Raw genomic sequence first — 26,223 nt, 5'->3', positions numbered from 1 at the left:
ATCGCACGGTTCGCGGCAGTACGCGCGGCGAAGTCAGGCAGCTGGTCGTTGGCCCGTGACGAAGAAGATCAACCGATCGGCGACGTCGACGGCCTGGTCGCCGAACCGCCCGTAGAAACGCGCGAGGAGTGCGGTGTCGACCGCGGTCCGGATGTCGCCGTCCCATTCGGGGCTCTCGAGCAGGGCGAGCAGTCGCGAGTGCACCGCATCGAGTTCGGTCTCGATGGCGTGTGTGCCCTTGATCGTCTCGAGGTCGAAGTCGGTGAACGCGTCGCGCAGGATCGCGACGATCTGCGCGGCGAGTTCGGCCATCCGGCGAAGATCGTCGCGCAGGAGGTCGTACACCAGCGACTCGGGATGGCGACGCCGTACGACCCGCGCGATGTGCAGGCTCAGTTCGCCCATCCTGGTGAGATCGCCCGTGATACGAACCGCGGAGAAGACCAACCGCAGGTCGGCGGCCACGGGACCCTGCAGGGCGAGGATCCGCACCGCTCGCTCGGCACAGTCGGTGTCGAGTTCGGCGATCCGTGCATCGAGATCGAGGGCGGCCTGGGCTGCGTCGAGATCGGTGTCGAACAGGGCGCGAGTGGCCAGGTCGAGCCCTTCGGCTGCGACCGCGGCGAGCTCACCGAGACGTTCGACCAGGTCGTCGAGCTGTCCTCGGAACAACTCCCTCATGTCTCGCTCCCTCCGTCGCCCGGTTCACGGCACGTGTACCCGGCTGGTCCTCTGTGCAGTCCTGGAGATGAGCCTAACGGCGCGCGTCGACGACACTCTCGGTGGCGACGTCCTCGGAGGGCGATGCGGAGCCCGCACCGTCGTCCATGCGGGCGAGATGAGCCTTGATCCATTCGGTGCTTCCCGGCGTCGCGGTGCTGTGCTGCGGTGTGCCGGCAATGCAGATAGACAAATCATTTTCCTCGTCGTGACGCCGATGTGCTCGGCTGCGCAGGCCAAACCCATCCCCTGGAGTGACCGCCATCACTATAGCCTGTCGGCGCGAAGCTTCAACTCGGGCGGGAACACGGTCAGTAGCGCGACGTCTCCCGAGATTCGCCGTAACCGTTCTGCTCGGGATGAGCGTGCCCGTCCCGGTAGCTCTGTTGGTCGGCGTATCCGTAGTCGTGCCCTTCGTCGTAGCGGTACTGCCGGTAGGCCGAATCCTGGGGCGGGACGAACAGCGACTCGGGTTGCGACGGCACCGGCTGCGGAGCCCGGTGACGGTCGTCGGGCACTGGTCGCGGTGCAGGCGCCGCAGGTGCAGGTGCAGGTGCGGGCTGAGGTGCGGCGGCCGGGACGGGAGCCGGGGGCTCGGGAGCCGCCTCCACGGCCGTTTCGCGGCGCCGGGCCGGAAGCACGGGCACCAACTCGCGTCCTGCACCGAGCAGGACGAGACGCGTGGGCACCTCGATCTCGGCCAGGGCACGCAGTGTGTCCTCCGCCTGCGCTCGCTCCTCGGCCCCGGCCTGCAGCACGATCACGGCGAGCGCGAGCCCCTCGGTCTTCGCGCGGGTCCACCACTGTTCCCCGACTCCGCAGCACACGATCCGGTCGCGGGCATCGCCGAAGGCGTCGGTCTCGACGGTCACGCCCTCGCCGGTGAGGAGGAGGATGTGGTCGCCGAGCGAAGCGCGCTGTCCGAGCATGACGATCGTGTCGAGAGGAAGCGTCTCCCGATCGTCGCGCTCGATCTGCACAGCTGTCCGGTGGCGACGCGCGACCCGCCGGGCCCAGGCCGGGCTGTTCGACGCTCCGAAGCGTCCGTTCAGCGCGACCAGCAACTCGGCGACGAGGACGAACACGGCGAGAAAGGCGACCGCGGCCTCGGCGCGCGGCATCGGGGACACCTTCGTCCCGGTACCGGCGGGCATCGACAGCACCTGGAGGTATTCGAGGCTCGCGCCCGAGCGTGCCTGCCGGAGCTGCTCGAGCCGCGCATCGAGTTCGGCCTGCACCACCGGATCGGCTACGCCCTCCTCGTCGGTGGCGATACTCGCGGCGAGGTCGGCACGCAGACCGGCGACGACCGCGTCCAGCTCGGCGATGCGCGCGTCGAGGGCGACGCGATTGCGTTCGGTCTGCGCGCGGTCGAGCTGCGTGACGACCGTCTGCGCGAGCCGGTCGGCGTCGGCCTGCGAGTCGTCGCGGGCGGTCACGGTGAGCAGGGTGGGCGACGAGCCGTAGCCGACGTCGATCCTCGACGGCAGCTTCGCGGGGTCCTCGTTCGTCTCGGCTGCGATCGCGGCCACGACCGCCGAGTCCTGCGACAGCGCGACATAGGGAGCGATGAGCTGCCCGAGGGTCGCGTCGTTGCCGGACACGGATGCCGACGAGCGGATCTCCGCGACGAGCGACGACTCGTACACCCCGGGGCCGCTGTCACGGACGAAGAAGACCGCGACCGCGGCGAGCGCGGCGACGAGTGCGGCGGGCACGGCCACGCGAGCGAGATCGCGGGCATGCCCCACAAGATCGACGGTGGGAGGAACACCGAGCTCACGACGCAGTTCGGCGTCGCGGATGCTTCGTTCGGACACGATGCACAGGCCTTTCGCTGTCGCCCCGGGGAGTGGGCACGTCGCCAGTGTGTCGCGACGAATCGGGCAAATGTTACCGACCCGAACGTCCGTCAGCTGCCGAGCAGCCAGCGCGGACGGGACCACATCTGCCAGGTCTCGGCGACGCGCGCTCCGGCCGCGAGATAGAGCGGGGTGACACGCGGCCTGGTGAGTCCGCACATCGCGACCGGGCCGCGCTGCGTGTGGGTGTGGGCGGCGCCGGCCCGGATCAGCCGGTTCGCGTATCCGCGACGTTGCCGGCCGGTGCGGGTGCCGAGCGACCACACCGTCCGGATCGGTCCGCTGTCGACGAGCAGGGTGCAGGACTGCAGAGCTGCAGCCCCGTCGTCCGCATCCGCGTCGTCGAAGATCCCGATCACCTCGACGCCGGTGGTGCGGGCGACGACGTCGGCGTAGGCGACCGCGGCGGTCCCCGGGGCGATCCCGAAGGTCGCGGCGGCGAGTTCGCGGGCATGCACCATGTCGTCCTCGCCGAGAACCCGGAGGCCCGGATCGATCGGAGCGTCGTGGGCGACGAGGTAGGTCAGGTCCAGCGAACCTGCACACACCCAGCCGTGGTCGGCGAGAACCTGGGCGGCGCCGAGGCCGTCTCCGGCGAGCAGGACGATCGACGGGTGACCGGCCTCCGTCAGCGTCTCGTAGACATGCTGGGCGTGAGCGGTCACGTCGCCGCCGTGGACGAGCGCGAGGTTGTAGTCGGGGTCGGGGGCTGCGGTGATGCCGATCCACCAGCCGTCACCCTCGGACCAGTGGCCCCCGGACGTCAGCGGCCGCATGCTCGCGCCGTACGCACGTCGCAGTTGCAGCGACGATGCGAGAACCGTCGCGATCGAGGCGGCGTCCACCCCTTCTCCTTCCACTGCCACAGAAATCGACCCCGGATCACATCTACAGGGTCGGCACGAAAACGGCATCGGCGGCACCCGATGGGTGCCGCCGATGCCGTCACGTGTGGATCGGAGTGTGGACTCCGATCAGAGGTAGGCGCCAATCAAGTCGCGCAGGAACTTGATCGCGAACTGGAGCGGGTCGACCGGCTCCGGCTGCGACTGGGGGGCCGGCGGAACATTGTCGGCCTGGGGCGCGGCCTCGCCCTGCGGTGCGGGCGCGGACTCGGCCTGCGGCGCGGACTGTGCCTGCGGAGCCGACTCGCCCTGCGGTGCGGACTCGCCGCCGCCGACCGTGACGGAGATGCCACCGGTGAAGGGGCGACCGGACGCGTCGAAGATGTTCTCGTACTGCGCACCCGAGGCGTCCTGGCAGCCCCAGAAGACGTTGTAGGTGCCGTCGGTGATCGACTCCGGGCCGGCCTGCGAGGGTGCGCCGTCCTTGATGTACAGCGCGCTCGAGGTGCTCGTGTTGGTCACCGAGAAGCTCGTGCCGGCGGGCTGCGCGTCGATGCGGCCCGACGGATCGGCCGTGTCGACGGTGCCCGGCTTCAGGACGTAGGTGACGCAGGTGACGCCGCGGTCGACGTCGGCGCGCGTCAGATCGAAGTCGACGACGATGGCGCCGTTCTCCGCCTTCGCCGAGACGCTCGGACCCGCAGCGGACGAGACGCCCGGAACGACCAGTGCCAGCAGTGCGGCACCGGAGGCCGCGACTGCAGCCTTCTTCGCAACAGAATTCATCGATTTTCCTCCCCGTATTTCGATGTCGGCGACCACTTTCGTGAGCGGCACGCCGTCGACCGTGCCCGACGCGCGTAGAACGCGGGCACATATACGAGAACGTTACCGCTAGATGTCGTTGCTGTCGCGACGAGGTGGGGCATCGGCCCGGGCGGCCCTATCCACATGCCCGAGATCACGATCCGGCTCCACGAGATCACGCACTCGCTGCTCGAGCACGACGATCTCGGGAAAGCCCTTGTCCTCCTTGCGGTCCCACACGACCGTGTCGTCGACAACGATGCGGAACACTCCCCCCGTCCCGGGAACGAGCGCGACCTCGCCGAGAGCGGTACCGAAGGTGTTCAGCATTTCCTGCGCCATCCATCCGGCGCGCAGCAGCCACTTGCACTGCGTGCAAAAGGTGACCGCGACGCGGGGAGCCTGCTCGGTCATGAGCGACAGGATATCTCCGCCGGAAACAGGCCCGGGAATAGGTGAAGCCCCGGCAATCGTGGTGGTGGATCGGCCGGGGCTTCTGCACGGACCGGCGATGGGGGGTAGCCGACCCGTGCGGCCGTCCTCACATGGGGGGACAGGAGGACGACGCGGAACCGAGTCTAGACACGAGAAATTGTTACTCGCGAGTATCGCGCAGGCGGACGTCCGGCGTGTCAGGAAGCGACGGGAGGATTCGCAGGATCGCGCTGCTCCCGCTGCATCTCGACGAGCTGTTCCTCCCTCTCGGAGACGAACAGGAACCGACCGACCGCGAGCGCGCCGAGAGCCGAGAGGCCCAGCCACGCCGCCAGCGCCGATGCGATCCACACCCACATGGCTCACAGTGTGCGCGAATCCGCCGGGAACACCAAACATCGGCGATCACAACATGGTTGCAAAAGCAATACTCGAGGCCGCCTCACGATGTGACGCCCGTCGCCCACAAGGCGTTCACCATGGCCGGCAACGTGACTTCGATGTCGTGGCGCTCCTCCACCCGGCGACGCGCGGTGACGGCAATGTCGTTCCGCAGGTCGGGAGCGGACATCAGTCGCCGCAACGCCTCTGCCAGAGCCTTCGCATCGCCGGGCGGAACGAGCAGTCCCGCGCCGTCGGCCAGATGCTCGGCGGTCCCTCCGTGATCGGTGCCGACGACGGGCACACCGTGCGCCATCGCCTCCAGTGCGACCAGCGGCCCCGCCTCCGGCGAGGTGCTCGCGGAGACCATCACGTCCCACACCGCGAAGACCTCGGCGGGATCGACCCGACCCAGGAACGACACTCGTCCGCGCAGGTCGGGGGCGTGTGCGCGACGCCGCAGTTCGTCGAGGAAGGCTTCGTCGCCGGGGAACGGTTCCCCCGCCACATCGAGACGGATCCCGGGCACCTCGGCCACCGCCTCGAGAAGGACACGGTGTCCCTTCCATTCCGTCACCGACGCGAGGATGCCCACCCGCACGGTCGAGGCATCGGGAGTCGAGTCCTCGGGAGTCGAGGCATCGGGAGATGTCGACCGGGACGGAACAGGCGGGATCGGGACGCCGTGCGGTGCGACGACCACCGGATATCCGCATTCACGGACCGGCACGGCCGAGGCCCGCGAGACGGCGACCGCTCCACCCACGGCACCCCTGCCCATCCGGGCGACGATGCGCTGCTTACGGGAGGACAGAGTGTCGTGCACCAGCCACCCGGTACGTTCACGGTGGGACGTGCCGAGCACGGCGAGCCGCAGGGACGGCAATGCGAACAACGAGTTGCACACGACCCGCGGCCGCTCCGCGGCGAGCACGCGACGGAGCCTGCGCGCTCCCACCAGCCACCGCACCGGAAGACCCGCCAGGCCCGCGATCCGCCCGACTCCCCTCTGACCCCACATGCCCAGCCGGGGCAACCGGACACGGACGCATCCGGCCGGGAGGGCGTCGGCGAGCGGCCCGTCAGGGCACGCCACCACGACCCGACGCCCCTGCGCGAGAGCGACGTCGACGAGCATCAGCATGACCTTCTCGGCACCCGACCGCTCACCGGTGTGCGCGACGAACAACAGCGGATCGCTCACGGCGCCGCAACCGTCCGATCCCTCGCTGCTTCCGCCACGGGGCCTCCTGATTCGTCCGATTCGAGTCGTCGGCTGAAATCGAGGCCGGCCGTCGTTCCGTTACAACAGCGCAACGTCACACCGAATTGTTGCCGCGTCTGCAATATTCTCGTGATCGGACGCAATACGCTGCTCGAGTGACATCGCCCAGAACCGGTCGCCGTTCCCGTCGCACCCTCGTGCTGGCTCTTGCCGCCTCGATGACGTTGTGCGCGAACCCGCTTACCGCTGCAGCGCAGGATCTCGAACCGACGGAACCGACTCCTCCGGGCGAGGTCGCATTCCCGACCCGCAAGCTCGGGCTCGGGCCGAACATCGAATTCCGTGGCAATTCCGATGTCGTCACACTCGCATTTCCTGTCCCGGCCGGAAATACTCCCGCCTTCCTGGACACCACCGCCGAACTGCCCACGAATGTCGCGCGCGGATGGATCGACGTCGTCTCGGACGGGCGCCTGCTCACCCGCGTGGAACTGCCGCCCGGTGGCGCCATCGTGCCCCTGTCGATTCCGCTCGCCGGGGCGAAGGTGGAGAACGGCGCCGCGGTGGTCTCGCTCGATCTGCACCTGGTCGCCGTCGACAACATCTGCCCCGACGACTGGACGCTGGGTTCGGTACGTCTGCGCGACGGTCTGGTCCGGTACGCGGGCACACCCGCGGCGCCGCAAGCGGTCGCCGACTACCTCCCGCCGGTCCTCGATCGCCTCGAGTTGTATCTGGCCGAGGACCCCACGGACGCCGAAGCGGGCGTCGCCCTCGACCTCGCAGCGACCGTGAGCGCCCGGTATCCCGGGCGGCAGGTGCCCGTGGACGTACGTGAACTCCCGGCGAACGGCCTACCCCCCGCAGCCGACACCCCGCTCGTCCGGCAGATCGTCGTCAGCGAGGGCGACCAGACGGGTGCGGAGGTCGTGCCGGTGCCCGACGGGCCGCCCGCCCTGTACGTCCGAGGCGACGCCCAGACCCTCCTCGACCAGGTAGGCCTGGTGAACAGCATCCTGTCCGGTCTTGCCGTCGGTTCCGACGTCGCCGTCGGCACCTTCGACGTCCCGCCCATCCTCGCTCCGGACTCGACCACCCTGTACGACCTACGCGTGTCCGACCTCGAGACGAGCGGTCTCGGCCTCGCCGACGTACACCTCTTCCTCGACCAGACCGAATTCGGGCGGCCGGTGCGCGATGTGCGCATCGACCTGCAGGGCACCTACACCCCGCTCCCCGCCACCCAGGGCGGGTCGATCACCGTCTCCGTCGGCGACATCATGCTCGATTCGTGGGCCGCCGACGCGAGCGGCGTCATCGACCGTGTCGTCACGGTTCCGAACTCGGCCCTCGGGCGGCTCACCGACATCAGTGTCGAACTCCGCACCACCGGCGCGCAGCAGCAGTGCGGTCTGCAGCAATCCGTCACCCTGCGCATCGACGGCGGCAGTCGTGTCTTCAGCACCCTCGCGGATCCGCCGCTGCCCGTCGGCTTCCCGTCGCTGCCCCAGACGCTGATGCCGAAGGTCGACGTCGCCACCTCCGATCGCAGCCTCGTCGACGTCGCCCGTGCCGTCGAGCTCGTCGCCGGGCTCCAGTCGCTCACCAGCCGTCCGCTCGACCCCGAATGGGTGACGATCGACGAAGCGCTCGCCTCGTCGGGACCGGCAGTGATCGTAGCCGCGAACGGTCTCCTGCCCGAAGATCTGCAGTCGCAGCTGCCGCTCGTCCGCACCGAGGACCGCCGATTCGAGGTCCGCAACGCCGACGGCGAGAGCACCAGCCTCACTTTCGGCACCGAGGTGGACTTCGCCTCGTTGCAGGTCGTGCGGGACGACGGACGCACCGTGCTGGTCGCCACGTCGACCGGTGCTCCCGAGGAACTCGATCGGACGCTCGACTGGCTCTCCGCCGAGCCCGGTCGCTGGTTCGAACTCGAGGGCAGCGTGCTGTTCACCGCGCCCGACCGCGAACCGATCACCCTCATCGATCCCCACACCCGGGACGACGACGTCGACGCGGCGTCGTCGGAATCGGACAGCACGGTGACCGCAGTGGTCGTCGCGGGGGTCGTCCTGCTCGTCGTCGGTGCGGCGGGCGCCGCGGTGTGGTCGCTCACCCGTCGGCGCCGTCCGCAGTCGCGGTGAACACGATGACCACGACAACCGAGCATCCGTCGTTCATCGAGCGGTTCTTCACGAACGCGATGCTGCACACCACCAATCGGTGGATCGCGATAGTCGCCGCAACCCTGATCGGCTTCCACTCCACCTGGCTGCAGCTGCTCGACGAGATCCGCACCGGCACCACGGGTGGTTACGTCCTCATCGTGCCGCCTCTCGTCGCGATCGTTGCGATCGGCATCACGCGGCAGCGGAAGAACGAACTGCCGATCCACGACCGGCAGACCGACATCATCACGTCGGTGCTCCTGCTGCTGATCGCGCTCGCGATCAAGGGGCTGCTGATGCCGCGCTACGCGACGAACTATCAGGTGATGCACCTCGACGTGCTCGCCGCGTGGGTGTTCGTGTGCGGGGCGTGCGTCGCGATGTTCGGCCTGCGCGTGACCGCGGCGTACTGGCAGGCGTGGGCGATGCTCTTCCTGAGCTCGCCCGTGCTCTACCGGATCGTGCTCGTCGAGGCCGGGGGCACGAAGCTCGCGGCGGGACAGGTCACGCTCGTGCTCGCCGCCACGGCTGTCGGACTCGCGACGCGGCGCACCCGGGCCCGCGGATTCTTCTACGGCTCCGCAACATTCGTGACCGGTCTGATGGTGCTCGTCCTGGTCGATCAGCGGTGGCCGGACGCACCCATCGCCGTGTCGCAGTACGTGCCGGCGGTGGTCGCGACGGTGGTCGTCGGGGCCGGTGCCTATCTGTGGACCTACCGCGGGCTCGCGCCACGCACGCTGCCACCGAATCCGGTGTCGGTTCCCCAGGCCGTGCGCGGAGCGATGTGCGTCGCGGTGGCCACCCTGCTCGCCGCACTCCTGCCGCTTCCCGACCAGCGCCTGACGCCGGTCTCGGTCGGGCCCCCTTACTCGGGCACCGCCACCCAGATCGTCCCATCCGGATGGGTGCAGTTGTCGTCCGTCGACTACGACTGGCCCCGCGCATACTTCCGTCAGGGATCGGTGCTGCGCCGGCAGATGCTCCGGGCGGAGGAACCGAACCCGGAGTGGGATCGGCTGCTGCGTCCCCGCACCGTCGCCGTGCAGACCCTGCAGGTGCGTCGTGTCGGTTCGTTCGCGGTGTACCCCACCGAATCGATGTACGCACTGGGCAAATCACGGGTGAGCCCGAAGGAATATGTCGATCTGGGTCGCGGCGTCACCGCCGAGTACTTCACCGTCGTCGACGACAACCTGCTCCTGACGTGGAGCCTGCTCAGCTTCGTGTGGACCCGCAGCGACACCGTCGCCCAGCGCGTGAGCCTGCTGACGGTGGACAACCACGAACTCGATGCGCCGTTCCCGCAGCCCGAGCCGAACACCGTCGCCAACGCGCGCACTCTGATGCGAGTGTTGCTGCGCGGCAACGGCACCGTCGAGGACACCGATCCCGAGTACAAGGACCGTTCCATGCTCATCGAGGTGGGTCGCGAACTCGTGGAGGCGCAATGGCAGGGCGAGTGAACGTCGGCTCGGGACACGATGTTCCGCCCGAAGACACCGTCGAGTTCGACGCCTACCGGACCGCGGCCCTGCACGAAGCGGTGCACGGACTGCGCGAACGCAGCCCCGTCTCGTCGGCGTCGGTCGCGTTCGTGCCGTGGCAGAAATACCTCGGATTCGCACTCGCGGGGGCCTTCGTTCTCGCGCTCGTCGTGGCGACGAAACCGACCCTGATCGTCTTCACCGTGCTGTGCACCTTCGGGTACATCGCGACCCTCGCCGACCGGCTGCTGCTGTTCACCCGCGGCATGGCACGCGACGCGCAGTTCATCGTCGACGACGAGCAAGCTCTCGCCCTCACCGACGACCAGTTGCCGCCGTACACGGTGCTCGTCCCCGCTTACAACGAACCCGAGGTGGTGGGCGATCTGCTCGCCGCGATGGCCGCGCTCGATTATCCGGCCGACAAGCTCCAGGTGTTGTTGCTGCTCGAGGAGGACGACACCGTCACGATCGAGGCCGCGGAGAAGGCCGGGCTCGGCGAGAGCGTCGAGATCCTGCTCGTCCCGGCCGCCGACCCCCGGACGAAACCGAAGGCGTGCAATTACGGACTGCACTTCACGACGGGCGAGATCGTGACGATCTTCGACGCCGAGGACCTCCCCGAGCCCTTGCAGTTGCGCCGGGTGGTCGTCGTCTTCGACCGTCTCGGCGACAACGTGGCATGTGTGCAGGCGAAGCTGGCTTTCCACAACGGAACCCAGAATCTGCTGACCGGCTGGTTCACCGCCGACTACGCGCTGTGGTTCAACTTCATCCTGCCCGGACTGATGAAGTCGCACTCGCCGATCCCGCTCGGCGGGACGTCGAACCATATCCGCCGATCGGTGTTCGACGAGATCGGTGCGTGGGATCCGTACAACGTCACCGAGGACGCCGATCTCGGTGTCCGGATCGCCGAATCCGGCTACTCCACTGCGGTTCTCGACTCGACCACGCTGGAGGAGGCGAACAGCGATCCGATCAACTGGGTGCGGCAGCGATCCCGGTGGTACAAGGGCTATCTGCAGACCTGGCTGGTCCACATGCGCCGGCCCGTCCGGTTGTGGCGGGTGATCGGCACCGCGGGGATGCTGCGTTTCACGACCCTGCTCGCGGGCACGCCGATCATCGCGTGCCTGAACATGGTGTTCTGGATGACAACGCTCGCGTGGCTGCTCGGCCAGGCGGAACTGATCGAGGAAATCTTCCCCTGGTACGCCTACTTCCCCGCGCTGATCTCGCTCGTGTTCGGCAACGTCGCCGTGATGTACATGAACTTCGTGGCGTGCCGCGAGACGGGCCACTCGAACCTGTGGTGGCCGTGCCTGACCGTGCCGTTCTACTGGGTCCTCATGTCGATCGCGGCGATCAAAGGCACCTATCAGCTCATCCGTAATCCTTCCTACTGGGAGAAGACCTTCCACGGGTTGTCGTCGTGAGGACCCGCAGCACGTGGGTGTTCTGGACCGCCTGCCTGATCTATCTGGTGGTAGGACTGTGGCTCGCGCTGGACGTGCAGTACTACCAGGGTGATTCGCTCAGCCGTGTCAGCGCTGCGCGGTCGGTGCTGCTCAGCCGCGACCCGCACCTCGCCGCCATCGGTTTCGTGTTCACACCCCTCACCGCGCTCGTCCAGGTGCCCCTCACAGGACTGTCGGCGTGGTTCCCGGGACTGTCGGCCTATGCGGTGACGGCCGTGCTCATGTCGGCGCCGTTCATGGCCGGCGCGGCGGTGCAGATCCACCGCGTCGCGTGCGATCGCGGCTGCACGCCGTGGTTCGTGTGGACGGTGACGGCGGTGTTCGCCCTGAACCCGATGATCGTCTACTACGGCGCGAACGGGATGAGCGAGGCGCCGTTCCTGTTCGCCTTGTGCTGGGCCGCGCGTCGTCTGATCCGCTGGTGCAGCACCGACGACATCCACGACCTGGCGCTGGCCGGAATCGCCCTGGCACTGGCGTATCTCGCGCGGTACGACGCGCTGGCCGTCGGCGGGGCGGTGACGGTCTTCGTCGCACTGCTCGTCCGGTACCGATCGCGACGGTACGCTCCCGGCTCGGGATGGCAGCCGGCGATCATGGACGCGATCCTCGTCGCCGCTCCCCTCGCTCTGGCCTTCGTCGCGTTCGTCGTGACGAGCTGGCTCGTCACCGGTGAATGGCTCGCGCAGTTCACCTCGGCCTACGGCAACGCCGCCATCCTCGAGCAGAGCGGTGGCGGGTCGTCGGGCGGGCTCGGTGCGATCGCCTTCTCGCTCGCCGAGACCGTCGTGCTCGGGCCGGCGCTTCCGCTGCTGATCCCGGTCGTGGCGGTGCTCGCATGGCGACGACGCGATCTCGAACCGCTCGTGCCGTTCGTCGTCTTCGGCGCGGTCCTGGGCTTCGCGGCCCTGTCCTATGCACGCGGAATGACCTTCCCGTTCCTGCGCTTCTACATTTGCGCGATCCCGCTGCTCGCGGTGTGGGTCGTACAACTGGCTCCGCGACGTGGACTGCTCACGGCACGACGCCCCGGGCCGCATGCCGTTCCGAGGACGGAGGACCCCAGCGGCGCAGCACCCTTGGGTGCGGTGCTCCTGGTGTGCAGCCTGCCCGTCACGTTCGTCGCGATGGGCTCGCCCACCCTGTCGCAGGAACAGCACGCGCTGCGCACGGCCCTGTTCCCGGACGACAACGATCCGTCCGAGGTGCGTGAGAAGCAGCGACAGGTGATCGCGGCATTCTCCACGGAACGACGCATCGCCGAATACCTCGACGCGATGGACCTACCGCCGGGCTCGGTGCTGATGGACACGGTCTACGGGTTCGCGATCTTCTCGGCCACCGAACGCCCCGAGACGTTCGTCATCCCTTCGGACTCCGACTTCACGGCCGTGCTCAACCGCCCTTCCGCCTCCGGGGTCGAGTACATCCTGACCGTCCCCAACGAGGGCCGCGGAACATCGGACGCCGTCAACCGCCGCTACCCCACCATCTACGAGACCGGCAGCGACATCGCGGTACTCGAACTCGAAATCCCCAACGACGGTGCCGACCAACCAGATTGGCGACTCTTCCGGGTACTCGACCGGACGTCACCCTGAGCCGTGGTGACGCCGTAGGACGTAGTGGACCGGGTCGTCCGGGCCGATGTCGTAGGTGCACTCGTCCGGTCGCGGGTCGGGGACGAACGACCACATCAGTGCGCCGTCGGCCCCGAGATCGCGGTACCGCGTGAGCGTGCGGTCGACGATATCGGCACGTTCGCTCACCGCGCGGCACGAACCGGCCCGGACACCGAGTTCGGCGACGAGCATCGGCTTCGACAATCCGTCGAGCCGCCGTTCGAGGAACTGTGCGTCGTCGTAGTCGTGGTACTGCACCACGTCGAGCTGCTCGGCGTCGGTGACGGTCGCGAAATCGTCGCCGGCGGAACCGCACTGGTCGCCTCCGATGGTGCCGACGGTGACGAGCCGGTCCGGGTCGTGCTCGCGGACTATGCCGGCTGCTTCGTCGATCCAGTTGCGGAGCAGCCGAGCACCGCCGGGCAAGCACTCGCGTCGTTCGAGGGCGCACTCGTCGTCGGTGCAGGTCGCGGTCTCGGGTTCGCCGATCAGCTCCCACATCGCGACCGCCGGTGACGAACCCCACCGTTCGACGGCGGTCGCGACCCAGTCGTCGTAGGCGAGCACATGACCCGGCAGCGGGTCGTGCCAAGCGGCGTCGTACCAGTCCGCCTGCTTGTATCCACCCGCGTCGCAATCACTGTCCTGCGGGGCAAGCACCGGGATCAGGTACACCCTGTGCCGCTCGGCGGCGTCGAAGACGGCATCGAGCGCCGTGAAGTCGAGCGTGCCGCCGATCCGGTGGACAGCGTGGGACTGGAAGGCGTCGAAACGCACGATCGAACGCGGCGCCAGCGTGCCGAAGAAGTCGTCGAGGTCCACCTCGGCACCGCATCCGTGGTTGACCTCCCAGCGGGTACCGAGCTGGTATGCGTTGAGTCCGGCGGGCCACCACGTCCGGCCGTCGAGGACGAGCCGGTCACCGTCGGCACGCACTACCGGGAGATCCTCGGGAGACGAGGGGCGCGACGAGGTGTCCTGCGCGCAGGCCGCGAGCAGGAGCAGCAGTGTGGTGGCGACCGCAGCGACGCGCACATGCAGAGATTAACCCGGGCGAGAGGGTGCCCGACCCGCACGGCCGAGATTCACCCCGGGGTTCGTCTGCGACGTGCGCAGGACGAACTAGCTGGGACGCGCGTCCGGATGCTTGTGCACGAAGTTCAGGTACGCCTTCGACGGCGTAGGCCCGCGCTGGCCCTGGTACTTGGACCCGACCTTCGCGCTGCCGTACGGGTGCTCGGCGGGGCTCGTCAGCCGGAACAGGCACAGCTGACCGATCTTCATGCCCGGCCACAGCGTGATCGGCAGGTTAGCAACATTGGACAGCTCGAGGGTGATGTGCCCGTCGAAACCCGGGTCGATGAACCCGGCCGTCGAGTGCGTGAGCAGACCGAGCCGGCCCAGCGACGACTTGCCTTCGAGGCGACCGGCGAGGTCGGCCGGCAGGGTGCACCGCTCCATCGTCGACCCGAGCACGAACTCGCCGGGGTGCAGCACGAACGGCTCACCCTCGGGAACCTGCACCAGCGACGTCAGTTCGTCCTGCTGCTTCGCCGGGTCGATGTGCGTGTAACGCGTGTTGTTGAAGACGCGGAACAGGCTGTCGAGTTTGACGTCGACACTCGAGGGCTGCACCAGCTCCGGATCGAACGGGTCGATGCCCAGATGCCCGGAGGCGATCTGGGCGCGGATGTCGCGATCGGAGAGCAGCACGCGTAGAGGTTAACAATCGCGCGGCCGCGGGGTTCTACGTGGCCGAGTCGCGTCGCAATTGGGCCGACATCGTGATCAGCAGTTCGGTGCACTCCTCGACGACGTCGTCGTGGCTCAGCGGCACGGTGCCGTCGAGCCAGGCCGTCAGCGCCTGGGCGAGTCCGCCGACGACGTAGTGCGCCGCCAGGTCGAGCCGGGGGCTCGGGGTGATGGCGTAGATGTTCTCGGCCTGGGCGGTGACCAGCCCGGCGAACATGCGGGTCGAGTCGAGGCGCCGCTTCGCGAGCTGCGTGTTGGCCTGGCTGACGGAGAACAGCATGCGGCCGAGCCGCGGGTCCTCGTCGATCTCGCGGACGATGTTCTCGACGCAGGCCCGCACGATCGCGCGGTCGTCGTCGGCCGGTGCCGAGGCCACGGCGGCGAGCGTGCTCTCGGCGATGCGCTGGACGACGTGGTCGTAGACGGCACCGGTGAGCTCGTCGCGGTCGGCGAAGCTCTCGTAGAAGTAGCGCGAGGCCAGACTTGCGCGCTTGCAGACACCGCGCACCGACAGGGTGGCTTCGCCGTCGGCAGCTCCGAGGAGATCGAGACCGGCCTCGATCAGCTGCGCTCGCCGATCGGCCTGTCGTTCCTCGCCTGCGCGTCCACCGTAGAGCCGTCCAGTTGCCATGCCTCTATCTTCGCAGCGTCCGCTTCCGTGCCGCGCAACCTCCGGTCTTTACCGTCGGCGCGCATCTGGGTGACAGTCGTGGTCACTTCTGACGATGCGGGACATTCGATGACGACGCCCGTCGACAAGGCACACGCGCAGGTGCGCTCCACCGAGTCGAGCCCGGCCGAATATAACGCGATGGACCCGGAAAGCAGTACTGGGAGGACAACCTCCACAAGGTGAAGATCGACGACACGATTTTCGAGCAGATGCTGCTGCCGTGGACGCCGCGCGACCAGCGTCGCTTCGACCGCGTCTGCGGGCTCTCGGTGTGGTCCAGGGGTCCCGCGATCGACCCGGAGAGTCTGCTACAGTTTGCTCCGAAAGCTCGGGCCGGAGTCGATGAGAATCGGCAAAAGCCCAGCGTGCCGATGTAGTTCAATGGTAGAACATCAGCTTCCCAAGCTGAATACGCGGGTTCGATTCCCGTCATCGGCTCTCACACGAAGCCCCGACCACACGGTCGGGGCTTCGTCGTATGCGGGGCGTTCGTCGTATCGGGGCCGACGTTGTTGTCGATTTTCCCGCGTTCTTCGACAACAACACCTGCCTCGACATCCCTACCCGCAGCCTTCGAGGTACGCGCGGCTCCCCGAAGTTCACTGGAGGTACGACGCGTAATCGGCGTAGGGCACCTGACCCGTGGGGCTCGCCTCGATGGCCTCGGCAACCTCGGGCGGGATGGGAGCCCAGTAGGCCGGCATCGCGGCTGCGAGGGAAGGGCTCACGGCGTAGATAAGAGCGAAGTTCACGATCCACAGCGGTGGCGCCATCGACATGCCGACGGTCGAGACGACGTCGCCCTTCGTATTGGTGACCAGCTGTGCGGCGCCGGATATCTGTTGCGCCGCGAAACCGAAGGTCGCTTCGATCGGGTACGCCGACCGGTACAGCGCCACCAGCGTGTCCGTCGCGTCGTTGTTCCGCAGCCAGGTGTCGACGTACCCGCCGGGCGCGATGAGCGTGTTCACCTGCCTCGTCGGCGCCGACGCGTTGGCCGGGCTCTGCAGCATCCCGTCGGGCGTCACGTAGAGGCCGTAACTGCCCAGCACCGTCGGGGTGGAGACACCGTTCACGTCGGAGTACAGGGGGTGGCCGGTCGTATTGATGAGGATGTCGATGGAACCCTGGATGATCTCGGCGGCCTCCTTGCTGCCGCCCACTCCCCCGCCGGTGGTGAAATCACGGGCCTGCTGCTCGGACAACGCATCTTCCGGCTTCAGCCCGATCTGCCGGGCGATGTCCTCGGCCCATTCCCGACCGAGCGGAGCGTGCAACCGGGACGGGTCGGTGACCTGCGTCGGCGCCAGATGCTCGTAGGCCGGTGCTCCGGAGAAGGGAAGCGAGAATCCCGTGGACTCGTCCGCCGACGCCGCGGGATTCACCCACAGGGCGACCAGTCCCATGAGCGCCACCGCCGTGGCGGCTCTGCGATACAGGCGTCCTTCGCGTCTGCGCCGCCGTTCGGACTTCCGTGTGCTGCGCATAGGTCGACCTCCTGGGACACCGTCGCGATGGGGACACACGTACGCATTTCAGTGAAGCGCCGGGGTAAAGAGCGCGTCAATGCCTGTGCTGGGTGAATTGGGGGAGGATATGGGCGATTTCCGCAGAATCTTCGACAACAACCTCCCCGAGGAAGCAACGTGGCCGCCACCCGGAAGGGGTGACGGCCACAGGGCTGCAGTGACGCCTAGACGGTCGCGGCGACCGCTTCCTCGGCCTGGGCCGGGGCGCTCGTGCGGATGAGGTGGTCGAACGCGCCGAGCGCGGCCGTCGCACCCGCACCTGCGGAGACGATGATCTGCTTGTACGGGACGGTCGTGCAGTCGCCGGCGGCGAACACGCCGGGCACCGAGGTGCGGCCGTGGTCGTCGACGACGATCTCGCCGCGCGGGCTGAGTTCGACCGTGCCGGTGAGCCATTCGGTGTTCGGCAGCAGACCGATCTGGACGAACACGCCGTCGAGCTCGAGGGTGCGCGACTCGTCGGTGGTGCGGTCGGTGTAGGTCAGGCCGGTGACCTTCGAACCGTCGCCGAGGACCTCGGTGGTGAGGGCGCTGACAATGATGTCGACGTTAGGCAGGCTGCGGAGCTTGCGCTGCAGCACCTCGTCGGCGCGCAGGACCGAGTCGAACTCGATGAGGGTCACGTGGGCGACGACGCCGGCGAGGTCGATCGCGGCCTCCACACCGGAGTTACCGCCACCGATGACCGCGACGCGCTTGCCCTTGAACAGCGGGCCGTCGCAGTGCGGGCAGTAGGTGACGCCCTTGTTGCGGTACTCCTGCTCGCCCGGCACGTTCATCGCGCGCCAGCGGGCACCGGTCGCGAGAACGACGCTGCGCGAAAGCAACCGGGCGCCGCTCTCGAGCTCGACCTCGACGAGGCCGCCCTCGGTGGGGGCCGGGGTGAGCTTCGAGGCCTTCTGGACGTTCATGATGTCGACGTCGTACTGGCGGACGTGGTTCTCGAGCTCGGCAGCGAACTTCGGGCCCTCCGTGTAGGGGACGGAGGAGAAGTTCTCGATGGCCATGGTGTCGAGCACCTGGCCACCGAAGCGCTCGGCGAGAACGCCGGTGCGGATTCCCTTGCGGGAGGCGTAGATCGCGGCAGTCGCGCCGGCGGGGCCGCCACCGACGACGAGGACGTCGAAGGGATCCTTCTCGCTGATCGCGGCGGCGGTGCGCTCGGCGGAACCGCTGTCGAGCTTGCCGACGATCTGCTCGAGGTTCATGCGTCCGGAGCCGAACAGCTCACCGTTGAGGAAGACGGTCGGCACTGCCATCACCTGGCGTGCGTCGACTTCGTCCTGGAAGAGCGAGCCTTCGATCGCGGTGTGCTTGATGCGCGAGTTGGTCACACACATCACGTTCAGGGCCTGCACCACGTCGGGGCAGTTCTGGCACGACAGTGAGAAGTAGGTCTCGAAGTGGAAGTCGCCCTCGAGGTCGCGCACCTGCTCGAGCAGCTCCACGGCCTCCTTCGAGGGGTGGCCGCCGACCTGCAGCAGGGCGAGCACGAGGGAGGTGAACTCGTGGCCGAGCGGGATGCCCGCGAACTCGACCGCGATGTCGGTGCCGACCCGGCGGATCAGGAAGGAGGGGCGACGGGTGGCTTCACCGTCGCGCACATGGGTGACCAGATCGGACATGCCGGCGATCTGATCGAGGAGATCGGCGAGTTCCTTCGACTTCGGCCGGTCGTCGAGAGACGACACGAGCTCGATCGGCTGGGTGACCTTTTCGAGAAGGGACTTCAACTGGGCGGCGAGGGAGGCGTCGAGCATGAGGATTCACTCCAGAGGTGGAAGAACTGTGACCGGAAGAGATGGGAGTCGGCGAACTTCTCAGCTCGAGCCGAGCGGACCCGGACGGTGCCCGGTGGCACGGGACGTTCGATCCCGTGCCACCGGAACGAATTTCCGTCGACGAATCAGATCTTGCCGACGAGCTCCAGCGACGGAGCGAGGGTGTCGTCGCCCTCTTCCCACTTGGCCGGGCAGACCTCGCCCGGGTGGCTGCGGACGTACTGAGCAGCCTTGACCTTGCGAACGAGCTCGGCGGCGTTGCGGCCGATGCCTTCAGCGGTGACCTCGGTGAACTGGACGACGCCGTCCGGGTCGACCAGGAAGGTGCCGCGATCGGCAAGGCCCTGGTCCTCACGGAGGACCTCGAAGTCGGTGCTGATCTGCAGGGTCGGGTCACCGATCATGGCGTACTTGATCTTGCCGATGGTCTCGGACGAGCCGTGCCATGCCTTGTGCGTGAAGTGCGTGTCGGTCGAGACGGAGAAGACCTCGACGCCGAGCTTCTGCAGCTCCTCGTAGTGGTCCGCGAGGTCGCCGAGCTCCGTCGGGCAGACGAACGTGAAGTCTGCGGGGTAGAAGAAGAAGATCGCCCACTTGCCCTTGATGTCCTCGTCGGACACGGTCACGAAGGCGCCGTCCTTGAAAGCCTCGGCCTTGAAGGGCTTGATCTTCTTGTTGATCAGCGACATGTAGAAACCTCACTCGTCTCGATGGGGTTGACGGCTTCGACGTTATCCGCGAACTATTAATTGTGCCAATCGATAGTTTCTAGAAATTCGATAAGCAAGGGCTATAACACGGCATTCGGCCAGGTCGTTGCTTTTCCTTCCTCACGAATGTGACAGAACACACAGCCTTTGCGACAGAGCACTCCGGCCCGTCCGGAAGGGAAAGATGGAACCGATGCACTCACGACCGAGCTACCGCCGCACCGGATCCGGTGAACCCCTACCCCTCCTGCACGGGATCGGCGCCACGATGGACGACTTCTCCACCCTCGTCCCGCACCTCGCCGAGCACTTCACGTGCTGAACGCCGAACTACCCGGCCACAGTTCGTCGCCGAAGCAGAACGGTCGACCCACCGTCGGCGCCCTACTGTCGGTAGGACTCGACCTCGTCGACCGGCCGCGCCTGGGCGTCGTCCGGGTCGTCGCCGAACTCGGCCTTCGCGCGACGCTGCCGCAGCAGGTCCCAGCACTGGTCGAGCCTCTTCTCGACAGCGGCCAGCCGCTGCAGGTCCTCGTCGCTCGGACCGTCCGCGCCGGTTCGTGAGCGCAGTGTCTTCTCTTCGTCCACCAGCTTCTCGATGTGCTGGAAGAGTTCGTTTTCGTCCATGGGAAACTCCCTCGATGTGGTGTTCCGTCGGCATAGCCTCATCCGGCAGGAGTGAAACCGCCGCCGGTTTCGCACCCGGCCGGCCGGGTATCTCCTCGACATGAGCATCGAAGACGGTCCCGGCGACACCCTCAGCCCCAGCGAAGGCCTCGACGCCGACGAAGTGCGGAACGACGACGGCGACGAGGTCGTCGACCCGCCCGAGGACTGGAGCGGCGCCGACAAGTTCGGAACGACCCAGCGTGAAGAGCAAGAAGGCGAGTCGCTGGACCAGCGCCTCGCCGAGGAGGAACCCGACGTCGAACCCGCCGAGCCGCTGGACAAGCCTGTCGCGGCGACACCGGAGGACGAGCTCACCGAGGACGTCGACGAGGTGATCGACGACGCCACCACCGGCCCCCCCGAGGACTCGAAACTCGCCGACGAGGTCGACGGGGTGATCGTGCAGGATTCGCGTGTCGACCGCGGCCAGATCAGCGGCGCCCCCGAGGACGGGGAGTCGATCTTCCCGATCGTCGAGTAGGAGTTCGGCGAACAGACGAAGGGGAGGTTGTGTGCGTGTCCGGTAGACGGACACGCACACAACCTCCCCTTACCCCGTGCTAGAGCTTCGCGCTAGAGCACCTTCGAGCCGTACATCTCGCCGAGCGGGTCGGCGATGAGTTCGAGGCGGGCTCCGTCTGGGTCGCGGAAGTACAACGAGACGTCGCTGTGTTCGACGAGCTCGACACCTGCGTCGATCAGCTTGTCGCGCAAGCGCTCCCAGGCGGGAAGGGCGACGCTGATCGCGATGTGGTGCAGACCGCCGAAGACCTCCTGATAGGGGCCGACGTCGAGACCGGGGAAGTCGAAGAAAGCCAGCAGATTGCCGTTGCCGATGTCGAAGAAGAAGTGCGAGGAGCCGGGATAGTCGCGGTTCTCGATCAGCTCCGTCAGCGGGAACTCGAGGAGATCCTGGTAGAAGCGCACGGTCCGTTCGACGTCGCTGCTGATCAGCGCAGTGTGGTGCAGCCCCCGCGCCGACGACTGCGGGCGCGCGTCGGCAGGCTTCAGGTGTGCGTCGCGGATGAGTGCACGCCGACGCTCGAATTCTTCGTAGCGCTGCTGCTCGTCGGCGATCATCGATCCACCTTCTTTCCGATGTGGTTGCTTTCTCAACCAGGATGATCCCAACTAGTTGCGTTGTCAACTAGTTGGGTCGAGGCGGTAGCTCTTCGTGACCCGGGGAGTCACGGACCGGGTACGACGATCTCGTCGCCGTCACGTCTTCTTCACAAACATCCGATTCGCCCGTTCCCCCGGATGTCGAGTGCGGACGATGAATATGTCGGGGACTCACCGCGGTTCCGAGGAGATCCCATGAACCATCGCAGGACCCTGCGTGCGACGGTCTCGTTGCTCGCACCGCTCGCACTGCTCGCCGGTTTCGCACCTGCCGCGAGCGCAGCGGCGGATACGGACACCCGAGGATTGTGGACGGTCAGCACCCGCGGAGACACCGTGCTGGTGAAGCTGATGTACACGTCCCCCCCGGACGAGGACCACCCCTTCATCTGCGTCGCGGCGCTCGGCACCGGCGAGTCCGGAATCGCGGAGATCTTCGGAGCGAACTACCAGACCCTCGAGTTCACCGGGATCGCCGCAGGACTCAACATCGCGACCGCCAGTTGCGAAGACAACGACGGGGAGCTGCGGCCGGTGGGCGCGATCGAGTTCGAGTTGCCCGGCCCACCGACCCTCCACTACGTCGCGACCGAGTCGTTCTGGTTCGACGACGCAGACGACTGAGCGTCACATCTTCGCGTCGCGGGCCATGACGAAGCTGTAGAGGCCGTAGACCGCGATGCCGAGGCCCATGAGAACGAGCAGCACCGTACCGAAAGGCTGCGAGCCCAACGTCTTCAGAGCACCGTCGAGGCCCGCTGCCTTCTGCGGGTCGGCCTGGAAGACCGCGACGATCACCAGAACACCGACGAGACCGAGCGCGAGACCCTTCGCGACGTAACCGACAAGCCCGAGACGTTTCACGAACGTGCTCGGGTGGCTCTTCAGATCGTCGACGAAGTTCTTCGACGCGCCCTTGTAGACGTGGTAGGCGCCCACACCGAGGATGACGAGTCCCGCGACGACGAGGACGAACTTGCCGGCACCGGACTGCAGCAGCTTCGCCGTCAGACCCGCGTTCTGTTCACCACTGGACTTGCCGCTGCCGCGGGCGAACCCGAACGCGGTGTACGCGAAGGCGAGATAGACGACACCGACGCAGGCGGCCTTGAACCGGTCGAACGCTTTGTCCTTCATGTCGGCGTCGGGTTGTTCCGGTTCGGACGCCTTGCCGAAGGTAGCCTCGGCGAACCGCCACAGGCCCATCATCACGAAGACGACGACGGCGATCCACAACGCGATCTTCCCGCCGGGCTGCTCGCCCAGTTCCGCCATCGCACCGGACTGCGACGCCTCCTGCTCGCCGCGACCGAACGCGACCCTGATCGCGAGGTAGCCGATGAGCAGGTGCACGATGCCACTGCCGACGTAGCCGGCACGTGCGAACTTCTCGAATACACCGTTCTGCGCCATGCGCTCGGCGGATGACGCCGCGCCACGTGACGCGGGGGCCTGACGGTTCACTCTCGTCTCCTCATCGGTCGGGACTGTCCCCTTCGCGCTGTATTCCCGGCACCGCGGACCGCAAACGCGAACCGGCTCCGGTGGGTAGATTGGCGTCAGGTTCGAAACGCCGTCGATCGGAGGCGCATCGTGCGGATCGTCGAGGATGCTGTCGCCCTGGCCCGCCGGTGGGTGGAGGAATCGTCGAAGGTCGCACCCGACCGTGCGGCCCGCCACCTCGCCGACGTTCTGAAGGATCCCCACGGACTCGAGTTCACCGTGCGCTTCGTCGACGAGGTCATCCGCCCCGAGGATCCGGCGACCGCAGCGCATGCCCTTGCCGAATTGTCGCGGAACATACCGGATTTCCTTCCCGTCCACCTCCGCGCGGCCGTGCGGGCGGGCGGCGCGATCGGTCCCCGCTTCCCGCACCTCGTCGTCCCCGCCGCGCGTCGCGCGCTCCGGACGATGGTCGGGCACCTCGTCGTCGACACCGACGATGCCGCGCTGGGCCGGGCCATCGCACGACTGCAACGCCCCGGCATCCGGCTCAACCTCAACCTGCTGGGCGAAGCCGTCCTCGGCGAGGCCGAGGCGCGTCGCCGTTTCGAGGGCACCCATGCGTTGCTGGCACGTGACGACGTCGACTACGTCTCGCTCAAGGTCTCGGCGGCCGTCGCGCCGCACTCGCCATGGGCGTTCGACGAGACCGTCGCGGACATCGTCGAGCGGCTCACCCCGCTGTACCGTCTCGCCGCGACCTCGCCGACGCCGAAGTTCGTCAATCTCGACATGGAGGAGTACCACGACCTGGACGTGACGGTCGCGGCGTTCACGACGCTGCTCGACCGTCCCGAGTTCCTCCATCTCGAGGCCGGAATCGTGCTGCAGGCGTATCTGCCCGACGCCCTGACCGCCATGATAGAACTGCAGCGGTGGGCGGCGGCGCGACGCGCAGGCGGCGGCGCCGCGATCAAGATCCGGGTGGTCAAGGGCGCCAACCTGCCGATGGAACGGGTCGACGCGTCGCTGCACGGATGGCCGCTCGCGACGTGGAGCACCAAGCAGGAGACCGATACGAACTACAAGCGGCTGCTGCACTACGCGTTCACGCCCGAGCGGATCGAGAACGTGCGGATCGGGGTGGCCGGGCACAATCTCTTCGACATCGCCTACGCGTGGGAGCTCGCCGGTCGCCGGCAGGTGCGCAACGGGATCGACTTCGAGATGCTCCTCGGCATGGCGCAGAGCCAGGCCGAGGTGATCCGTCGACACGTCGGCAGCCTGTTGCTCTACACACCCGTCGTCCGCCCCGACGAGTTCGACGTCGCGATCTCGTATCTGGTGCGTCGGCTCGACGAGGGTTCGGGGCAGGAGAATTTCATGTCGGCGGTGTTCGATCTGGCCGACGATCCCGCCCTGTTCGGACGCGAGGAGCAGCGGTTCCGTGCGTCGGTGGCGGCGCTCGACGACAGCGTCCCCTCCCCCAACCGCACGCAGAACCGGCAGGGTCCTCCCACCCCTGCGCCGCCGGTGTTCACGAACACACCGGACACCGATCCGTCCCTGCCGCAGAACCGGGAGTGGGGGCGCCGCATCCTCGAGCGGGTGCCGTCGTCGAAACTCGGTATCGACACCGTGCGCGCCCACACCCTCTCCTCCGAGGACGACCTCGAGCGCGTGCTGGTCGACGCGAACGCGGCCGGTCGTGTCTGGGGTGCCCGCAGCGGTGCCGAACGCGCACGGATCCTCGAACAGGTGGCCGATGTGCTCGAGGCGCGGCGCGCCGATCTGCTCGAGGTGATGGCGGCCGAGGGCGGTAAGACGCTCGACCAGTCCGATCCGGAGGTCTCGGAAGCGATCGACTTCGCGCGGTACTACGCCGAGCGGGCCCGCGCGCTCGACGAGATCGACGGTGCGCGGTTCGTGCCGTCGACCCTCACCGTCGTGACGCCGCCGTGGAACTTCCCGGTCGCGATCCCGGCGGGGTCGACGCTCGGGGCGTTGGCGTCCGGTTCGGCGGTGGTCCTCAAGCCCGCGACGCTCACGGCTCGGTGCGGGTCGGTGCTCGCCGAGGCGATGTGGGATGCCGGCGTGCCCCGCGACGTCCTGCACCTCGTCCACGCCGACGAACGGTCGCTGGGCACGAAGCTCGTCTCCGCCCCGCGCGTCGACCGGGTGGTGCTCACCGGTGCCTACGAGACCGCCGAACTCTTCCGTTCGCTGCGTCCGGGGATGCGACTGCTCGCCGAGACGAGCGGCAAGAACGCGATCGTCGTGACGCCGAGCGCCGATCCGGATCTGGCGGTGCGCGACATCGCGCAGTCGGCGTTCGGGCATGCCGGGCAGAAGTGCTCGGCGTCGTCGCTCGTGATCCTCGTCGGCTCCGTGGCGACCTCCCGCCGGTTCCGCGACCAGCTCGTCGACGCGGTGCGGTCACTGCCGGTCGGGCCTGCGCACGATCCGCGAACACGCATGGGGCCGTTGATCGAACCGGCGCAGGGCAAACTGCTCACCGCGCTCACCGAACTCGACGACGGCGAGTCGTGGCTCGTCGAACCGCGCCGGCTCGACGAGGAGGGCCGGCTGTGGACGCCCGGTGTGCGCACCGGGGTGCGACGCGGGTCGCGCACGCATCTCGTCGAGTTCTTCGGTCCGGTGCTGGGGGCGATGACCGCGGCCGATCTGGACGAGGCGATCGCGATCCAGAACGAGGTGGACTACGGGCTCACGGCGGGTCTGCACTCGCTGGATTCGGACGAGATCGCCCGCTGGCTCGATCGGGTGCAGGCCGGGAATGTGTACGTCAATCGCGGTATCACCGGTGCCATCGTGCGACGGCAACCCTTCGGGGGTTGGAAGAAGTCGTCGGTGGGAGCAGGCTTCAAGGCGGGCGGGCCGAACTATCTCTTCGGCTTCGGTTCCTGGGAACCGTGCGCCTGGGACGAGGACACGCTGCGCCGGGCGTTCGAGGACGACGAGCGAGCATGGACGTCGGAATTCGCTGTGGCACAAGATATCACGGGACTCTCGGCAGAGCGGAACCTGTTCCGGTACCGGCCCGTTCGCACACACGTACGCCTCGGTGAGGCCGGGCGGCCCGACGAACTCGTGCGCGTGCTCGGTGCCGCGGCCCGGGCGGGCGCGCCGGTGGAAATCTCTTCGGCTTTCGCCGTCGATCTCGTAAGATGCTCGAATACAGCACGTTTCGGCGGTCGCGTGCGCGTGGAGAGTGATGTGGAATGGGAGGAACGGATCGTCGACACGACCCCGGCTCGTGTCCGCCTGATCGGCGCAGCGCCGCCCGCCGAATGGAACACCCGATGCGACATCGCGGTGTTCGACCATCCGGTGACCGGATCCGGACGAATCGAAATGCTGCCGTTCCTGGCCGAACAGTCCGTCACGATCACCGCTCATCGATTCGGCACACCACACCGGCTCACCGACGAGATCATCTGAAAACAAACCCCGAAGCGGTTCTGCCGAAGCCCTGTGAACCCCGACA

General features: G+C 67.6%; 27 protein-coding genes and 1 tRNA gene. 11 read left to right on the top strand and 17 right to left on the bottom strand.

Annotated features, from left to right (window positions below; translation table 11 throughout):
* Nucleotides 1-33: 33 nt before the first annotated feature.
* From BLV31_RS06580 to BLV31_RS06555, 8 genes are all read right to left on the bottom strand, one after another.
* Nucleotides 34-681, bottom strand: a complete 648-nt coding sequence (locus tag BLV31_RS06580; protein ID WP_006552625.1) for a phosphate signaling complex PhoU family protein — start codon at nucleotides 679-681, stop codon at nucleotides 34-36.
* A 73-nt stretch (nucleotides 682-754) separates the two neighbouring features.
* Nucleotides 755-913, bottom strand: a complete 159-nt coding sequence (locus tag BLV31_RS24940) for a hypothetical protein (RefSeq protein ID WP_153811627.1) — start codon at nucleotides 911-913, stop codon at nucleotides 755-757.
* A 118-nt stretch (nucleotides 914-1,031) separates the two neighbouring features.
* The gene (locus BLV31_RS06575; RefSeq protein WP_052227256.1) at nucleotides 1,032-2,540 is read right to left on the bottom strand and encodes a hypothetical protein; all 1,509 of its coding nucleotides are present in this window, start codon (nucleotides 2,538-2,540) and stop codon (nucleotides 1,032-1,034) included.
* 92 nt (nucleotides 2,541-2,632) lie between these two features.
* Entirely contained in the window at nucleotides 2,633-3,427 is a 795-nt protein-coding gene (locus BLV31_RS06570) for a hypothetical protein (protein WP_006552627.1), read from the bottom strand.
* A gap of 129 nt (nucleotides 3,428-3,556) precedes the next feature.
* Complete coding sequence (locus BLV31_RS06565; protein ID WP_039584983.1) at nucleotides 3,557-4,213, bottom strand: hypothetical protein; 657 nt, start codon at nucleotides 4,211-4,213, stop codon at nucleotides 3,557-3,559.
* Between the two features lie 108 nt (nucleotides 4,214-4,321).
* Complete coding sequence (locus tag BLV31_RS06560; RefSeq protein WP_039584985.1) at nucleotides 4,322-4,648, bottom strand: Rdx family protein; 327 nt, start codon at nucleotides 4,646-4,648, stop codon at nucleotides 4,322-4,324.
* Nucleotides 4,649-4,866: 218 nt separating this feature from the next.
* A complete protein-coding gene (locus BLV31_RS24935; protein WP_019290926.1) occupies nucleotides 4,867-5,028 on the bottom strand; it encodes a hypothetical protein in 162 nt (53 codons plus the stop codon).
* Nucleotides 5,029-5,111: 83 nt separating this feature from the next.
* A complete protein-coding gene (locus tag BLV31_RS06555; protein WP_064060413.1) occupies nucleotides 5,112-6,254 on the bottom strand; it encodes a glycosyltransferase family 4 protein in 1,143 nt (380 codons plus the stop codon).
* Nucleotides 6,255-6,430: 176 nt separating this feature from the next.
* Here BLV31_RS06555 and BLV31_RS06550 point away from each other — a divergent pair, with 176 nt between their 5' ends.
* Genes BLV31_RS06550 through BLV31_RS06535 form a run of 4 tightly spaced genes read left to right on the top strand, consistent with a single transcriptional unit; the run spans nucleotide 6,431 to nucleotide 13,015 of the window.
* Nucleotides 6,431-8,422, top strand: coding sequence for a hypothetical protein (locus tag BLV31_RS06550; RefSeq protein ID WP_052227257.1), 1,992 nt, complete (start codon nucleotides 6,431-6,433; stop codon nucleotides 8,420-8,422).
* 5 nt (nucleotides 8,423-8,427) lie between these two features.
* A complete protein-coding gene (locus BLV31_RS06545; protein ID WP_248846192.1) occupies nucleotides 8,428-9,912 on the top strand; it encodes an archaeosortase/exosortase family protein in 1,485 nt (494 codons plus the stop codon).
* Complete coding sequence (locus tag BLV31_RS06540; RefSeq protein WP_064060411.1) at nucleotides 9,897-11,372, top strand: glycosyltransferase; 1,476 nt, start codon at nucleotides 9,897-9,899, stop codon at nucleotides 11,370-11,372. Before BLV31_RS06545 ends, BLV31_RS06540 begins: the two co-directional genes overlap by 16 nt.
* A complete protein-coding gene (locus BLV31_RS06535) occupies nucleotides 11,369-13,015 on the top strand; it encodes a glycosyltransferase family protein (protein WP_174556307.1) in 1,647 nt (548 codons plus the stop codon). Before BLV31_RS06540 ends, BLV31_RS06535 begins: the two co-directional genes overlap by 4 nt.
* Here the strand turns inward: BLV31_RS06535 and BLV31_RS06530 are convergent.
* The 3 genes from BLV31_RS06530 to BLV31_RS06520 all read right to left on the bottom strand — a co-directional run bounded on the left by BLV31_RS06530 (nucleotide 13,007) and on the right by BLV31_RS06520 (nucleotide 15,419).
* A complete protein-coding gene (locus BLV31_RS06530) occupies nucleotides 13,007-14,071 on the bottom strand; it encodes a beta-mannosidase (RefSeq protein WP_039584990.1) in 1,065 nt (354 codons plus the stop codon). The genes BLV31_RS06535 and BLV31_RS06530 overlap by 9 nt on opposite strands.
* A gap of 87 nt (nucleotides 14,072-14,158) precedes the next feature.
* Nucleotides 14,159-14,749 carry a dCTP deaminase gene (gene dcd / locus BLV31_RS06525; RefSeq protein ID WP_016696219.1) on the bottom strand — a complete coding sequence of 197 codons (591 nt, stop codon included), beginning with the start codon at nucleotides 14,747-14,749 and terminating at the stop codon, nucleotides 14,159-14,161.
* Between the two features lie 34 nt (nucleotides 14,750-14,783).
* A complete protein-coding gene (locus BLV31_RS06520; RefSeq protein WP_006552639.1) occupies nucleotides 14,784-15,419 on the bottom strand; it encodes a TetR/AcrR family transcriptional regulator in 636 nt (211 codons plus the stop codon).
* A gap of 27 nt (nucleotides 15,420-15,446) precedes the next feature.
* Between BLV31_RS06520 and BLV31_RS26070 the strand changes: the two genes are divergently transcribed.
* From BLV31_RS26070 to BLV31_RS06510, 3 genes are all read left to right on the top strand, one after another.
* A complete protein-coding gene (locus BLV31_RS26070) occupies nucleotides 15,447-15,644 on the top strand; it encodes an oxygenase MpaB family protein (RefSeq protein ID WP_367889050.1) in 198 nt (65 codons plus the stop codon).
* Complete coding sequence (locus BLV31_RS06515) at nucleotides 15,641-15,838, top strand: hypothetical protein (RefSeq protein ID WP_024102017.1); 198 nt, start codon at nucleotides 15,641-15,643, stop codon at nucleotides 15,836-15,838. Before BLV31_RS26070 ends, BLV31_RS06515 begins: the two co-directional genes overlap by 4 nt.
* Nucleotides 15,829-15,899, top strand: a tRNA-Gly gene (locus BLV31_RS06510). Before BLV31_RS06515 ends, BLV31_RS06510 begins: the two co-directional genes overlap by 10 nt.
* 161 nt (nucleotides 15,900-16,060) lie before the next feature.
* Here the strand turns inward: BLV31_RS06510 and BLV31_RS06505 are convergent.
* The 3 genes from BLV31_RS06505 to ahpC form a co-directional block, all read right to left on the bottom strand.
* Nucleotides 16,061-16,948: a hypothetical protein gene (locus BLV31_RS06505; RefSeq protein ID WP_064060410.1), complete on the bottom strand. Its 888-nt coding sequence runs from the start codon at nucleotides 16,946-16,948 to the stop codon at nucleotides 16,061-16,063.
* Nucleotides 16,949-17,154: 206 nt separating this feature from the next.
* On the bottom strand, nucleotides 17,155-18,750 hold the full coding sequence (gene ahpF / locus BLV31_RS06500; protein WP_033096297.1) for an alkyl hydroperoxide reductase subunit F: 1,596 nt from the start codon (nucleotides 18,748-18,750) through the stop codon (nucleotides 17,155-17,157).
* 146 nt (nucleotides 18,751-18,896) lie between these two features.
* Nucleotides 18,897-19,460 (bottom strand): alkyl hydroperoxide reductase subunit C, encoded by a 564-nt coding sequence (gene ahpC, locus BLV31_RS06495; protein WP_006552642.1) that lies wholly within the window; start codon nucleotides 19,458-19,460, stop codon nucleotides 18,897-18,899.
* Nucleotides 19,461-19,674: 214 nt separating this feature from the next.
* Between ahpC and BLV31_RS25695 the strand changes: the two genes are divergently transcribed.
* Entirely contained in the window at nucleotides 19,675-19,803 is a 129-nt protein-coding gene (locus BLV31_RS25695; protein ID WP_255312757.1) for an alpha/beta fold hydrolase, read from the top strand.
* 62 nt (nucleotides 19,804-19,865) lie between these two features.
* On the opposite strand, the gene BLV31_RS06490 is transcribed toward BLV31_RS25695, so the two are convergent.
* The gene (locus tag BLV31_RS06490) at nucleotides 19,866-20,108 is read right to left on the bottom strand and encodes a DUF2630 family protein (protein ID WP_006552644.1); all 243 of its coding nucleotides are present in this window, start codon (nucleotides 20,106-20,108) and stop codon (nucleotides 19,866-19,868) included.
* 100 nt (nucleotides 20,109-20,208) lie between these two features.
* Between BLV31_RS06490 and BLV31_RS06485 the strand changes: the two genes are divergently transcribed.
* Nucleotides 20,209-20,631 (top strand): hypothetical protein, encoded by a 423-nt coding sequence (locus tag BLV31_RS06485; RefSeq protein WP_064060409.1) that lies wholly within the window; start codon nucleotides 20,209-20,211, stop codon nucleotides 20,629-20,631.
* Nucleotides 20,632-20,723: 92 nt separating this feature from the next.
* Here the strand turns inward: BLV31_RS06485 and BLV31_RS06480 are convergent, their stop codons facing one another.
* Entirely contained in the window at nucleotides 20,724-21,230 is a 507-nt protein-coding gene (locus tag BLV31_RS06480) for a VOC family protein (RefSeq protein WP_006552646.1), read from the bottom strand.
* Between the two features lie 237 nt (nucleotides 21,231-21,467).
* On the opposite strand from BLV31_RS06480, the gene BLV31_RS06475 reads away from it, so the two are divergent.
* Nucleotides 21,468-21,896: a hypothetical protein gene (locus BLV31_RS06475; RefSeq protein ID WP_006552647.1), complete on the top strand. Its 429-nt coding sequence runs from the start codon at nucleotides 21,468-21,470 to the stop codon at nucleotides 21,894-21,896.
* Nucleotides 21,897-21,899: 3 nt separating this feature from the next.
* Here BLV31_RS06475 and BLV31_RS06470 read toward each other — a convergent pair whose 3' ends face one another.
* Nucleotides 21,900-22,685: a DUF1206 domain-containing protein gene (locus BLV31_RS06470; protein WP_006552648.1), complete on the bottom strand. Its 786-nt coding sequence runs from the start codon at nucleotides 22,683-22,685 to the stop codon at nucleotides 21,900-21,902.
* A gap of 180 nt (nucleotides 22,686-22,865) precedes the next feature.
* Here BLV31_RS06470 and BLV31_RS06465 point away from each other — a divergent pair, with 180 nt between their 5' ends.
* Nucleotides 22,866-26,177 carry a bifunctional proline dehydrogenase/L-glutamate gamma-semialdehyde dehydrogenase gene (locus BLV31_RS06465; RefSeq protein ID WP_072740555.1) on the top strand — a complete coding sequence of 1,104 codons (3,312 nt, stop codon included), beginning with the start codon at nucleotides 22,866-22,868 and terminating at the stop codon, nucleotides 26,175-26,177.
* Nucleotides 26,178-26,223: the final 46 nt, after the last annotated feature.

It is taken from the genome of Rhodococcus pyridinivorans (assembly GCF_900105195.1).
GTDB classification, from domain to species: Bacteria; Actinomycetota; Actinomycetes; order Mycobacteriales; family Mycobacteriaceae; genus Rhodococcus; species Rhodococcus pyridinivorans.
The sequence above is the reverse complement of the archived record's forward strand: the minus strand, read 5'-3'. Positions and strand labels throughout refer to the sequence as shown.